Here is a 13469-nt window from a genome sequence, read left to right as displayed (position 1 = left end):
TCGAGCTTGAACATCGTAATTACACGAATATTCAGGTTAATTTCTCCAAAACATAACTTATCTTTAAGAAAATATAGACTTTATGCAGACAAGGATTATTGGTACTGGATCTTACATCCCTCCAGTCATTACAAAGAATGAAGATTTCTTGGATCACGGTTTTCTCAATACAGACGGTAGTACCTTTGGCAGTGATAATGCCGAAATTATTGAAAAGTTTGAATCCATTACCGGTATACAGCAAAGGCGCTATGTCAGAGAAGATCAGAACAGCTCAGACATCGCATTTTTAGCTGCTGAAAAAGCCATTGAAGATGCTAAGATTGACAAAGAAACCTTGGACTACATTATAGTAGCGCATAATTTTGGAGACGTCGCTAGTGGAACCGTGCAGGCTGACACCGTTCCAAGTATGGCCACTCGTGTAAAACACGCCTTAGGTATTAAAAATCCTAAATGTGTCGCTTATGACCTATTATTCGGATGTCCAGGTTGGATTGAGGGTTGTAATCATGCCACAGCATTTATAAAAGCAAAAATGGCAAAAAACTGCTTAGTCATCGGTACTGAAACCCTCTCCAGAATCATTGACAAACACGATCGGGATTCTATGATCTATGCCGATGGTGCAGGAGCAGCAGTTTTGTCTGCTTCCTCAGAAGAAGGTATTCTATCACAACTCTCAGCTACCTATACTTCAGAAGAGGCCTATTATCTTTTCTTTGGAGAATCGTATAACAAAGAAGAAACAGACAACAGAAAGTACATTAAAATGTTCGGACGCAAAATCTATGAATTTGCCGTCACTCATGTCCCCAAAGCCATGAAGGAATGTTTAGATAACAGCGGAGTAGCCATAGCGGATGTTAAAAAAATATTTTTGCATCAAGCCAACGAAAAAATGGACGATGCCATATTGAAGCGGTTTTATCGACAGTACAATAGTTCAGTTCCAAAGTACATCATGCCGATGAACATCCACACTCTGGGAAACAGTTCGGTAGCCACCATTCCCACACTTTTTGATATGGTACGAAAAGGAAACATGGAAAACCAGGAATTACATAAAGGAGATGTTATTATATTTGCAAGCGTAGGCGCAGGAATGAACATCAATGCGCTGGTTTATAAATATTGATATGTACGAAAATAGCTTTCCGAGCAAACGTTATAAAAAAACAATTGAATTCCTGGAAGACACGCTACCCAAGCCAGCTAAAATCCTGGACTTAGGGGTGCACAATCCTTTCAGCGCACTCATGCAACAAAGGGGGTATGAAGTAATCAATACCACAGGAGAGGACTTGGATGTTGACTATAAAGTAGTCGAAAACGCTCAAGTTGAAGCGGTAACCGCCTTTGAAATATTCGAACATTTATTGGCTCCTTTTAATTTATTAAAAGCAGTAAAAGCCGATAAACTCGTCGCCTCCGTTCCACTTCGCTTATGGTTTTCTCAGGCCTATAGAAGCAAGACTGATCCTTGGGATAGGCATTATCACGAATTCGAAGACTGGCAGTTCGATTGGTTATTAGAGAAAACCGGATGGCAAATCAAAAAAACAGAGAAATTTACCAACCCTGTGAAAAAACTTGGATTTCGTCCCTTACTAAGGAACTTCACGCATCGTTATTATTTGATCTATGCCGAGCGCGTAAAGAACCAATAATTCCGTAAAGCTCATGAAATATTACGTGGTTATCCCAGCACATAATGAAGCTGGTTTTATTCAAAAGACACTTCAAAGCCTGGTAGATCAAAGCTTACTTCCGGAAAAAGTCATAGTTGTCAATGATCATTCTACTGATGACACAGAACAGCTTATCGATCAATTTGCCCAAGAACACACCATAATCAACAAGCTGAACACCGCCTCTTCTGAGGCTCATATGCCCGGAAGCAAGGTCGTCAACGCATTTAATAAGGGACTTGAACAGCTTGACGAAAATTATGATTTTATCGTAAAACTGGATGCGGATATTATTTTACCCAAAAACTATTTCAGAAAAGTTGCAGAAGTGTTTGCAAAAGATCCTAGTATTGGAATCGCAGGCGGATTTGCTTACGAGGAAGATCAACATGGGAATTGGCTACTGAATCATCCCATGCATAAGGATCATATTAGAGGCGCCTTTAAAGCCTACACCAAAGAGACCTTTAAAGCGATTAAAGGATTGCGATGCGCCATGGGTTGGGATACCTTGGATGAACTTTTAGCAAGGTATCAAGGGTATCGTATACAAAGTATTGAATCTTTAAAAGTAAAGCACCTACGGCCTACTGGAAAGTCCTATAACAAAAAAGCGAGGTTACTTCAAGGAAAGGCGATGTACACCATGGGCTATGGATTTGTATTAACCTTTATAGCCTCGATTAAAATGGCGCTGATGAATAAAAGGCCAAAGGTGGTCCTCGACAATCTTAGCGGCTATTTCAAGGCAAAAAATGATCACGTCCCTCTAATTGTGAGCAAAGAAGAAGCTGAATTTATTCGTGCCTATCGTTGGAAGAATATAAAAGGACAACTCGGGCTCAGCTAATTCTTCACAGTACTGAAGAACTGTAAAGATTAATTAGCACCTAAAAGAAACACCCCTTGGTTTTGTTCCCCAAGAGGTGCATACAATTTTAATGATCTTATCAAGTCTTTACTCAAGTACTTCACTAATAGGCTCTCCATTTTTACCACTCGGGAAAGCAATCCCTAATAGAGCTGAGATGGTATTTGCGATATCAGGAATCTCTGTTCTTTTCACCGTCTCACCATGCTTAATTCCCTTACCAAAGAACAGTAGTGGTGCATGCGTATCATATGCATATCCAGATCCGTGAGAAGTCCCGGTACGAGAACTAGTGGCTAAGTACCCAGCATCCCAAACAAATACAACATCACCGGAGCGTCTAAAATTATAACCCTCTTGTAATTTTGCGGCAATCCCTTTGGTGAATTCTGTATTACGCATTGCGTAGCCTGTGTAGGCCTGAGCAACATGATCGTAGTTTTTAATTTCATTCACAATAGCATCCTCTATCACTCTTGAAGTTATACCTAGTCCTTTAATTACTTCTTGATCTAAAAATATTTGTCCATTAGAAATGTTCTTGATCAGCGCATCACTATTAAAGGTCTCTGTTAAGAATTCATTTAACTTTGCATGAAACTCTTTGTTACTCACATAACCTCCAGGAATTTTTAAATCCTCTAAATAAGCTGGAACCTCAACCGCCGCATGATCAGAGGTTAAGAATACCGTATATTCACCTTGGCCAACCTTTTTATCCAAAAACTCCAATAGTCTGGCAATGTCTTGATCCAATCGAAGATACATATCCTCAGTTTCTACAGCACTAACACCGTAGCGGTGACCAACATAATCAGAGGACGAAAAACTTAATGCAAGAAAATCTGTAATTTCATCTTTACCCATGTCTTCCCCTTCTATGGCAGCCATAGCAAAATCTGCAGTTAAAGAATTTCCAAAAGGCACACCTTTGATTAAATCAAACTTTCCATTCTCATCCCATATTGCGGGCAGATCATGTGGAAAAACAGCTGCTTTTTCTACTTTAAAAGCACCCTCATAAGGGTTCTGATCAGCAATACTTTGGGTATAGGTATCGATATCATAAAGGGTATTCCAAACTTTTTTATAGCTTTCTGCCGCATCTGATTTATTAAATTTCTTAACCCACTTTGGAAGTTCTTCCATATAATAATCACTAGTAATCCAAACCCCTTCATCACTACCGTGGAACCAATAGGCTGCATCAGCAGCATGTCCAGCCGGCAATATAGATCCTCTATCCTTTACAGACACCCCAATCACCTTTCCTTTAGAAACTGTAGCCAATTTTAATTGGTCAGTCATGGTAGAAGATGTCATTCTCCAAGGCGACATTTTACCGGCATCCGATTCTGTACCTACAGAATTTACTTTAGCATCTTCTGTACAGTACACCATTCTGTCTTCTACTTTATCATACCAATTATTTCCGATGACCCCATGTGCTTTTGGTGTTGTACCAGTATAAACAGAACTGTGACCAACCGCGGTATAAGTAGGAATATAGTTAAAGTGATTGTTTTTACAATTAAAGCCTTCATTGACCAATCGCTTAAATCCACCCTCTTGATACCGATCCCAAAAGCGAACTAAATAATCATAACGCATCTGATCCACTACGATTCCGACTACTAGTTTAGGTTTAGTAAAAGGTTTTACTTCTTCTTTAGTTTGAGCGCTCGCGCTAATTATCCCAGCACAAAATAGGCTGAGTAAAAGATATTTTTTCATAATAACTCTGTTGAATAACACAAAGCTACTATTTTAAAAATAGGGTCAAAGTTAAAATTATGATTAAAAGCCTACTTAGTGTATATTATTCTCATTAACTATACTATTTTTGTTTTATGGTATATTTGGAAAATATTGGCCGGTATTTTATAATGCTAAGGGAAGTTTTTAGTAGAATCACCAAGTGGCCGATGCTAAAAAAACTTATTTTAAAGGATATCGATGACCTCATATTCGGTTCCTTGGGTATTATTATATTTATTTCCTTTTTTATTGGAGGAGTTGTCTCTATACAGACGGCTCTTAATATCAGCAATCCTCTTATCCCTAAATATCTTGTTGGGTTTACTACAAGACAATCCGTGATCTTAGAATTTGCTCCGACCTTCACCTCTATCATCATGGCTGGTAAGGTTGGATCATACATCACCTCTAGTATCGGAACCATGCGCGTTACTGAGCAAATCGATGCTCTAGAAGTTATGGGTATAAACTCACTCAATTACTTAGTGCTTCCGAAGATAGTCGCGCTGATGCTTTACCCTTTTGTCATTGCGATTGCCATGTATATGGGAATCCTTGGGGGTTGGATGGCTGCAGTGTTTGGAGGGTATAGCACCAACGAACAATTCATCCACGGTTTACAAATTGATTTTAATACCTTTCATGTTATATATGCATTTGCAAAAACTTTGGTGTTCGCATTTTTATTAGCAACCATACCATCGTTTTATGGATATTATATGAAAGGTGGCGCTCTAGAGGTTGGAAAAGCAAGTACCTCTTCTTTCGTTTGGACCAGTGTTGCTATTATTATAGCCAACTATGTACTCACTCAATTACTCTTAGGATAATGATCAAGGTAGAAGACTTACATAAATCATTTGGAGGCACCCAGGTGCTCAAAGGAATCTCAAGTTGTTTTGACAAGGGTAAAACCAACCTCATTATTGGTCAAAGTGGTTCTGGAAAAACGGTGTTTCTCAAATGTCTTTTAGGACTGCACCAACCTGATGAAGGTAGAATTATTTACAACAACCAGGATTACTCACAAATGGACGAAGAACAGCAAACCCAGCTTCGACAAGAAATGGGTATGGTTTTCCAAGGTAGTGCACTTTTTGATTCCATGACTGTAATTGAAAATGTCATGTTCCCGCTTCGGATGTTTACAAGCCTAACTAAGGAGGAAATGAGAGACCGAGCGGCAACAGTATTGGCGCGTGTCAACCTTATTGATGCGGATCATAAATTACCCTCTGAGATTTCAGGAGGAATGCAGAAACGTGTTGCAATTGCCCGAGCTATTGTCAACCAGCCAAAGTATCTATTCTGTGACGAACCAAACTCAGGTTTGGATCCAAAGACTGCCATCGTAATCGATAACCTCATCCAGGAAATCACCAAAGAATACGATATCACAACTGTGATCAACACCCACGATATGAACTCTGTGATGGAAATCGGAGAAAAGATCTTATTCTTAAAAGACGGCTTAAAGGCCTGGGAAGGTACCAACGAAGAAATTTTCATTACAGAAAACAAAACCGTAACAGACTTTGTTTATTCCTCTGATCTATTTAAGAAAGTTCGAGAAGTTTATCTTAAAAAGTAAAGCACAATACTAACTAAGATATATCTGACGATCCCGCTCTAAATGATTTTAAAACAGGATCGGCAAATACAATCCATGAAACATTTAACTTCTATCCTTTTGAACGAATGCATAATAGGATATTGGTAGTTAGTAACAAAGCTCACGCACTGGTTGATTAATTGAAATACAATTAAGCTCAGGGCATTCTAAATTAAAATACCCGTACACTGTCTTATTTTTACATTCTGCCACGCTAAAGTAATTGTGGATTTCATCTACTGGAACAAACTTTACAACAAGTCGTTGGTGCTCCATATAGGTAGAGGGTATGTTAGCGTATTTGCGATCTACGAAATAGATCATAAAACGATAGGACATCCCACTACTAATCATCGTTCCTTTGATCGGAATCTTTTTACCATTCCAAAGAATGTCTTTGGGTTCCGTATCGATGTTAGTCCTGTCGATTTTGAAATTCAATGCAGTCATGATCTTAAGTATTAAGTTGGTTTGTTATGAAACAAATCTAAAGAATCAATCAGGGGAAAAACAGAGGTAAAACCTTGATTTTAAAAGGGTGTTTTTCCTATGACACAATCGACTAACGGAACAAAACCTTGTCAAATAACACCAATCAAGGCAATTCTGACAAAATCAAATTCTAAAAACATTATCGTCTTAGAAACAAGGGTGCTAAAAATTTTAATGACAATTAAAAAGTGAACCTTGGCAAAAAAGATTTCTGAGGATATTTAAGAGTATCATCTAATACGTTTAAAAATACGTATTGAAGCACTTTGCATTATGAAACAAGTAATCTACACAGAATTTCAATCAAATCCAAATCATTGGTTACTTTGTTAAACCAATGATTCATGTGACATCCTCATCAACCGTAATGACAGTAAAGATGTTGTAATAATGTCGATCGACAAATACAAATCCTTAAAGGAAACAAACTATCCCTTAACAGGGAAAAACAGAGAAGTACTATTAAAATCCATCCAAGAACTTGAAAGGGAAAAGTAGTACCCCTTACTTTTCCCCAATTACTTTATAGGACGCCCTATTTTAAAAATCTTGCACTACCTTAGAAGCTGCTGCAATGGTTCGATCTAAGTCTTCATAACTCAATGCGTCGTTGAGGAACCAGCTCTCAAAGGCAGATGGAGGAAGGTATATTCCTTGTTCAAGCATACCGTGGAAAAACTTCTTAAAGTAGTCATTGTTCCCATTGGCAGCAGTACTGAAATCAACAACCTTGTCTGTAAAATGAACGGATATCATAGACCCGATGGTGTTGATGGAACTCGGAACATCGGTTTGAGAAAGTACTTCTTGTAATCCTCTGTGTAGGTAAGCGGTTTTGTCTGCCAAGCTATGGAATACTTCAGGGTGCTCTGTTAAATGATTAAGCATTGCAAAACCTGCAGCCATCGCTAACGGATTACCACTAAGTGTACCCGCTTGATAAACTGGTCCAAGTGGCGCAAGGAAGCTCATAATTTCATCTCTAGCTGCAAAAGCACCAACAGGAAGACCTCCACCGATTACCTTTCCAAAGGTTACGATATCAGCGTCAATTCCTAAAAATTCCTGAGCTCCACCTTTTGCTAATCTAAACCCGGTCATTACCTCATCAAAAATGAGCAATATACCGTTCTGATTACAAAGCTCTCGTAAGCCTTTCAAAAAGCCTTCTTCCGGGATAACACATCCCATATTCCCTGCTATAGGTTCTATAATTATGGCAGCGACCTCCCCGGTATTTGCAGCAATAAGTTGCTGAACACTCTCCAAGTCATTGTAATTAGCAAGTAAAGTATCCATAGCTGTTCCTTGAGTAACCCCGGGACTATTAGGACTTCCAAAGGTAACTGCTCCACTACCTGCCTGAATCAAGAAAGAATCAGAATGGCCGTGGTAACACCCTGCGAATTTTATGATTTTATCCCTAGAAGTAAATCCTCTAGCCAAACGAACAGCGCTCATACAAGCTTCCGTTCCACTGTTGACGAATCGTATCTTATCGATATTTGGCACCATGGATACTGCTAATTTCGCAATGTCGGTCTCTATCTTGGTCGGAATACCAAAGGAAGTTCCAAGTGTCGCCTTTTCGATAACGCTATTGACAACAGGCTCAAAAGCATGCCCAAGAATCATTGGACCCCATGAGGCGATATAATCGATATAGGTACGATCATCTTCATCGTACAAATAAGCCCCTTTAGCTTTCTTTACAAATATAGGTTCTCCACCAACCGCATTAAAAGCTCTAACAGGTGAGTTTACACCACCTGGAATGTATTTTTTGGCCTCAGCAAAAAGGGCACTACTTCTTTTATAAAGCATTGTTATCTTTTTTTAATTTAAATATAATACCTGTCCGACATGAATGGTGTTATCCCTCAAGTCGTTTTTTCTTTTTAATTCATCCACCGACATATCATAGCGCTGGGAAATAGAATACAGCGTATCCCCCTTTGTTACTACGTATTGTCTGTCTGACTTATGCTCTCTTTTTCGGGATCTTTTCCCCATAGCCTGGTCATCATACTGATAAAGGCGATAGCGTTCAATAAGTGAAATCAACTTTTCAGGATAACGTCTATCGGTTGCGTATCCTGCCTTTCTTAAGCCTCTTGCCCAACCTTTATAATCATCTGGTTTTAAATCAAACAAAAAGTCGTACCTGCTTCTTGTGGTTAAAAACCTAGAGTGGTCTGCATAGGATAACTCTGGGTAATCATATTTACGAAAACATTCACCTTTGGCATCATCATCGTGATAGGCTCGAGCACCTGTCCATCCTTTATGACATTTAATTCCAAAATGGTTATTGGCTTTGCGAACTAATTCACCTTTACCTGCACCACTTTCCAATATCCCTTGAGAAAGTGTTATACTTGCAGGGACACCAAATTCGCGCATCTGACGTACCGCAATAGGACTATAGACTCGGATGTAATCTTCAACGGTCTCGGTATATACGGTTGTTCTAGAAGTCGATTCTAGGGTTTGAGTTTCTCGGTCTAATTCTCTATTGCGATCACTCTTTACTTTAACGGTCTCCTTTTTGGGATGTCTATTTCCTTGAGAAGCTTTCTTTTTACTACCGCAACTGGCTAATAAAACCAATACGAAAACAACAAAAATCTTTTTTATCATCATGTCAATAATGGTAAATTCTTTCGTTTTAAAATTTGATTCATTCCTTGGATGCCTTGCAAGCCTCCAGTATGTATTGCTAGAATTTTAGCTGGGCTTCTAAAATACCCGTCTTTCACAAGATCCAAAATTCCATACATCATTTTCCCTGTGTAAACAGGATCTAATGGTATGCTTGTATCCTGTTTAAATTGATTGATAAACTCTATCAGTTCGCGGTTAATTTTAGCATAACCTCCAAAATGATAATCATTAATCAAGCCCCACTGCTCCGACCGGGCAAATTTACGGATTTCTGATGGTAAAAAATCTCCTCTTAATGCAGGAAATCCCAAAACATGTTGATGGCCTTTCAAGCTATTAATTAAACCGCTGATTGTCCCTCCTGTTCCCACGGCCACGCAAACATAATCAAAATCAGCATCCTGTTCTTCTAATATTTCTTCGCATCCTCGCACTGCCAATTCGTTTGTTCCTCCCTCAGGGATTAGGTAAAAGTTTCCAAACTTTCTTCTAAGTCCCTCTATAAATTCTACTAAATCTTTCTTTCGGTATTGCGCTCTGTCGACAAAATCAAGTTCCATTCCATGTGATTTTGCAAAAGCCAGAGTAACATTATCCGCCTTGGCACGAAGTTCCTCTCCCCTAATAACACCTATGGTTTTAAATCCTTGCTCAATCCCTGCATATGCAGTGGCTGCAATATGATTCGAAAAAGCACCTCCAAAGGTCAAAATAGAATCAAAACCTTGAGTTTTCGCCATAACGAGGTTGTATTTCAGTTTTCGAAATTTATTCCCTGAAATAAACGGATGTATCTGGTCTTCTCTTTTAACAAACAACTGAATTTCGTTGTTTGTGAGTAACGGTAAATTGACTTGCTGATTGTACAAACGCCGGTTTTTAATCGAACAAAGATACAACAAACCTCATGCAATAAAAATGGCAAAAACCGCTAAAAGAGATACTTTACAAAACTAAAACGGGGACGCTTACCCAAGTAGTTTAAATCAGATTCGCAGGCATAGGCTTCCTTTTCGAAACTTACATTTCTATAGGCTTTGACAGAATTCCTAAAACGAATCATTCCGATAATCCATTCAATCAAATACCAGAGGTAGAAGAAGACAATCAAAAGCTCAAGCTGCTGTCTGAGATGAATGCGCTCGTGATTGATTAAAATTTCATCGTTTTTAAGCTTGCTTTCCTTGAGTATAATGAGCGGCCAAAGCGTAAGTCCATCATAACGTTTGGGCAATATGTATTTAAAGACCAGAATCAAATTAAAATTTGGTTTAAGTAAAGCGTAATTTGTATTTTTCCATTTCCGTTATCTTTGTAAAGATAGCATAATCTAATTTACAGCTTTAAAGATGAAAAAAATTATTCCAGCCCAAGAAGGGGATTACTATCTTTCTCCTGAAGGCTATAGGGTGTTTACCGAACAATACCACTTAAAGAGGGGTTATTGTTGTAAAAGTGGCTGTAGACATTGCCCATACGGATACGACAAAAACAAGGATTAATGCATCCACTCAGGCCAAGCTAATCACAACATATTAAACTAGACAACGATGACTTTCCAAGAAGAAATATTATGTGGCATACCAAAACAACTCCCCGAACTAAAACCCTACGATATTGAAGTCAACCACGCCCCCAAGCGCAAAGATATTCTAAGTGCTGAGGAGAAAAAGCTAGCGCTTAAAAATGCGCTACGTTACTTCGACGCTGAGTTACATCCACAACTTCTTCCAGAATTCAAGGAAGAACTTGATCGCTACGGTCGTATCTATATGTATCGTTTTAAACCCAGCTACCCTATTTTTGCCCGGGATATTGATCAGTATCCGGCAAAATCCAAGCAGGCTGCAGCCATTATGCTGATGATTATGAATAATTTGGATCACAAAGTGGCCCAACATCCTGATGAGCTCATCACCTATGGAGGTAACGGGGCAGTATTTCAAAACTGGGCACAGTATCGCCTAACATTACAATATCTGGCAGAGATGTCCAATGAGCAAACTCTGGTGATGTATAGTGGACACCCCATGGGTTTATTTCCTTCCCATAAAAATGCGCCCAGAGTAGTAGTGACCAACGGAATGATGATCCCCAATTATTCTAAAGCTGATGATTGGGAAAGATTCAATGCCCTTGGCGTGACCCAATACGGACAAATGACGGCAGGGAGTTATATGTATATCGGTCCACAAGGTATTGTACATGGTACTACCATCACAGTTTTGAATGGTTTTAGAAAAATTGGCAAAAGTCCAAAAGGTGGCCTCTTTGTTACCTCCGGACTCGGTGGGATGAGTGGAGCCCAACCCAAGGCAGGGAATATTGCTGGATGTATCACGGTATGTGCGGAGGTAAATCCAAAGGCTATTGAAACACGCCATTCACAAGGATGGGTAGATATTGTACTCAAAGATTTAGATCAGTTAACAACTAGAGTTAAACAGGCGATCCAAGATAAAGAAGTGGTATCTATAGCTTATCAAGGAAATATTGTTGAGGTATGGGAAAAATTTGATCATGAAAACATAAAAATAGATTTGGGTTCTGACCAAACTTCATTACACAACCCATGGGCAGGTGGATACTATCCGGCAGGCATCTCTTTTGAAAAGGCTCAAGAGCTCATGGCTCAAGAGAGTGAAAAATTCAAAGAATTGGTTCAACAGAGTTTGCGAAGACAAGCTGAAGCTATTAATAAGCATACAGCCAAAGGCACTTACTTTTTTGACTACGGTAATGCCTTTTTACTTGAAGCTTCAAGGGCTGGTGCAGCTATTATGAGTAAAGACGGAAAATCATTTAGATATCCTAGCTATGTGCAGGATATTATGGGACCTATGTGTTTCGATTTTGGCTTTGGCCCATTTCGTTGGGTCTGTGCTAGCGGGAAGCCTGAAGATTTACATAAAACAGATCAAATCGCCGTAAAGGTACTTGAAGAATTAAAAAAAGATGCTCCCGTGGAAATCCAACAACAATTGCAAGACAATATTCACTGGATCAAATCAGCCGAAGAAAACCGCCTAGTGGTAGGCTCTCAGGCGAGAATCTTATATGCAGATGCGGTCGGAAGAATAAAAATTGCTGAAGCTTTTAACCAAGCTATTTCAAAAAGTGAAATAGGTTTTGTAATTTTAGGTAGAGATCATCACGATGTCAGCGGAACGGATTCTCCATATCGTGAAACCTCAAACATTTATGATGGCTCACGTTTTACTGCGGATATGGCCATACAGAATGTGATAGGTGATAGCTTTAGAGGCGCTACCTGGGTGAGCATCCACAACGGCGGTGGCGTAGGTTGGGGAGAGGTTATTAACGGAGGCTTCGGCATGGTTCTTGATGGTACTAAAGAGGCTAGCAATCGTTTACAATCCATGTTATTTTGGGATGTAAACAACGGTATTGCTAGAAGAAGTTGGGCTCGAAATAAAGAGGCCGAATTTGCAATAAAAAGAGCTATGGAAGTAGAACCCAATTTAAAGGTTCCTCTTCCAAACCACGTAGATGAAGATTTACTGGATACGATATTATAATTTCAAAACTAAAAACATTTCCCATGAAAGCCATTAAATTATTTTCTGGAATACTACTCATAACTCTCCTGATGGGAGCCTGTAGTTCTATTCAGGTAGCCACAGACTACGACAGACACGTCGACTTTAACCAATACAAAACCTTTGCGTTTTACAAACCAGGAATTGATAAGGCAGAAATATCCGATTTGGATATCAAGCGAATCTTGAAATCTATCCAATACGAATTGCAATCCAGAGGATACCGCTTATCTGAAAACCCAGATATATTGGTAAGTATCTTTACCAAAGAAGTGGATCGTGTCAATGTCTACAACAACGTTGGTTGGGGATGGGGATGGTATGGTAATCCTTATTGGGGAATGGGCTACAATACAGTATCCAGAGACACAGAAGGGTCTTTATATATCGATCTTATCGATGCGAATAAAAAAGAACTCGTATGGCAAGGTAAAGGAACAGGTTCATTGATCACCAGTGGTAACCTAGCCAAAAAAGAAGAACGTATAAGAGAATTTGTGAAAGAAATTCTCGAACAATTCCCACCGGTACAACCAGCTACCAGAGTTGCCGGCGTTTCAGGGGAATAGTTTAGTGAACATAGTATTAGAATAATTGAATACAAACCACGCTTAATTCGCGTGGTTTTTTTGTAACTAATTTCAAGTTCACCGAGAAGTATAGCTTAGTTTTAGTTTCCACATAATTAAGAAAGGTTTTTAAAAAATCTTGTCTTGTAGTCAATGAAGTTAATACGGGCTTTACCAACACGCATTTGGAATAATTACGTTTATAATACTATGCTTGCATCCCTCTATATACCTATCATTAAACAATGCCCG

15 protein-coding genes are annotated in these 13469 nt (G+C 39.0%); 9 read left to right on the top strand and 6 right to left on the bottom strand.

Features of this window, described 5'->3' with window-relative positions:
- Positions 1 to 82: 82 nt before the first annotated feature.
- Genes ACN0TV_RS07830 through ACN0TV_RS07820 form a run of 3 tightly spaced genes read left to right on the top strand, consistent with a single transcriptional unit; the run spans position 83 to position 2541 of the window.
- Entirely contained in the window at positions 83 to 1138 is a 1056-nt protein-coding gene (locus ACN0TV_RS07830) for a 3-oxoacyl-ACP synthase III family protein (protein WP_417361778.1), read from the top strand.
- Between the two features lies 1 nt (position 1139).
- Positions 1140 to 1670 (top strand): methyltransferase, encoded by a 531-nt coding sequence (locus ACN0TV_RS07825; RefSeq protein WP_417361776.1) that lies wholly within the window; start codon positions 1140 to 1142, stop codon positions 1668 to 1670.
- 13 nt (positions 1671 to 1683) lie between these two features.
- Positions 1684 to 2541: a glycosyltransferase gene (locus ACN0TV_RS07820; protein ID WP_417361774.1), complete on the top strand. Its 858-nt coding sequence runs from the start codon at positions 1684 to 1686 to the stop codon at positions 2539 to 2541.
- Between the two features lie 108 nt (positions 2542 to 2649).
- Here ACN0TV_RS07820 and pafA read toward each other — a convergent pair whose 3' ends face one another.
- On the bottom strand, positions 2650 to 4296 hold the full coding sequence (pafA, locus tag ACN0TV_RS07815; protein ID WP_417361772.1) for an alkaline phosphatase PafA: 1647 nt from the start codon (positions 4294 to 4296) through the stop codon (positions 2650 to 2652).
- Between the two features lie 116 nt (positions 4297 to 4412).
- Between pafA and ACN0TV_RS07810 the strand changes: the two genes are divergently transcribed.
- Both ACN0TV_RS07810 and ACN0TV_RS07805 read left to right on the top strand, forming a co-directional pair.
- Positions 4413 to 5150, top strand: coding sequence for an MlaE family ABC transporter permease (locus tag ACN0TV_RS07810; protein ID WP_417361770.1), 738 nt, complete (start codon positions 4413 to 4415; stop codon positions 5148 to 5150).
- Positions 5150 to 5911, top strand: a complete 762-nt coding sequence (locus tag ACN0TV_RS07805) for an ABC transporter ATP-binding protein (RefSeq protein WP_417361768.1) — start codon at positions 5150 to 5152, stop codon at positions 5909 to 5911. The genes ACN0TV_RS07810 and ACN0TV_RS07805 overlap by 1 nt, the downstream gene beginning before the upstream one ends.
- A 129-nt stretch (positions 5912 to 6040) precedes the next feature.
- Here ACN0TV_RS07805 and ACN0TV_RS07800 read toward each other — a convergent pair whose 3' ends face one another.
- Positions 6041 to 6382 (bottom strand): hypothetical protein, encoded by a 342-nt coding sequence (locus tag ACN0TV_RS07800; protein ID WP_417361766.1) that lies wholly within the window; start codon positions 6380 to 6382, stop codon positions 6041 to 6043.
- Between the two features lie 393 nt (positions 6383 to 6775).
- Between ACN0TV_RS07800 and ACN0TV_RS07795 the strand changes: the two genes are divergently transcribed.
- Entirely contained in the window at positions 6776 to 6922 is a 147-nt protein-coding gene (locus ACN0TV_RS07795) for a type II toxin-antitoxin system Phd/YefM family antitoxin (protein WP_417362205.1), read from the top strand.
- Positions 6923 to 6964: 42 nt separating this feature from the next.
- Here the strand turns inward: ACN0TV_RS07795 and hemL are convergent, their stop codons facing one another.
- The 4 genes from hemL to ACN0TV_RS07775 form a co-directional block, all read right to left on the bottom strand.
- Positions 6965 to 8248: a glutamate-1-semialdehyde 2,1-aminomutase gene (gene hemL, locus ACN0TV_RS07790; protein WP_417361764.1), complete on the bottom strand. Its 1284-nt coding sequence runs from the start codon at positions 8246 to 8248 to the stop codon at positions 6965 to 6967.
- A 12-nt stretch (positions 8249 to 8260) separates the two neighbouring features.
- The gene (locus ACN0TV_RS07785) at positions 8261 to 9064 is read right to left on the bottom strand and encodes a glucosaminidase domain-containing protein (protein WP_417362203.1); all 804 of its coding nucleotides are present in this window, start codon (positions 9062 to 9064) and stop codon (positions 8261 to 8263) included.
- Positions 9064 to 9957: a 1-aminocyclopropane-1-carboxylate deaminase/D-cysteine desulfhydrase gene (locus tag ACN0TV_RS07780; protein ID WP_417361762.1), complete on the bottom strand. Its 894-nt coding sequence runs from the start codon at positions 9955 to 9957 to the stop codon at positions 9064 to 9066. Before ACN0TV_RS07780 ends, ACN0TV_RS07785 begins: the two co-directional genes overlap by 1 nt.
- A 62-nt stretch (positions 9958 to 10019) precedes the next feature.
- Positions 10020 to 10346, bottom strand: a complete 327-nt coding sequence (locus ACN0TV_RS07775; RefSeq protein WP_417361760.1) for a hypothetical protein — start codon at positions 10344 to 10346, stop codon at positions 10020 to 10022.
- 91 nt (positions 10347 to 10437) lie between these two features.
- On the opposite strand from ACN0TV_RS07775, the gene ACN0TV_RS07770 reads away from it, so the two are divergent.
- From ACN0TV_RS07770 to ACN0TV_RS07760, 3 genes are read left to right on the top strand one after another with little or no spacing between them, the layout of a single operon-like run.
- The gene (locus tag ACN0TV_RS07770) at positions 10438 to 10590 is read left to right on the top strand and encodes a DUF5522 domain-containing protein (RefSeq protein WP_417361758.1); all 153 of its coding nucleotides are present in this window, start codon (positions 10438 to 10440) and stop codon (positions 10588 to 10590) included.
- A 48-nt stretch (positions 10591 to 10638) separates the two neighbouring features.
- Positions 10639 to 12627: a urocanate hydratase gene (locus ACN0TV_RS07765; RefSeq protein ID WP_417361756.1), complete on the top strand. Its 1989-nt coding sequence runs from the start codon at positions 10639 to 10641 to the stop codon at positions 12625 to 12627.
- A 23-nt stretch (positions 12628 to 12650) separates the two neighbouring features.
- Positions 12651 to 13217 carry a DUF4136 domain-containing protein gene (locus ACN0TV_RS07760; RefSeq protein ID WP_417361754.1) on the top strand — a complete coding sequence of 189 codons (567 nt, stop codon included), beginning with the start codon at positions 12651 to 12653 and terminating at the stop codon, positions 13215 to 13217.
- Positions 13218 to 13469: the final 252 nt, after the last annotated feature.

It is taken from the genome of Galbibacter sp., from assembly GCF_048266365.1.
GTDB lineage: Bacteria > Bacteroidota > Bacteroidia > Flavobacteriales > Flavobacteriaceae > Galbibacter.
This window is presented reverse-complemented; position numbering and strand designations above follow the sequence as displayed.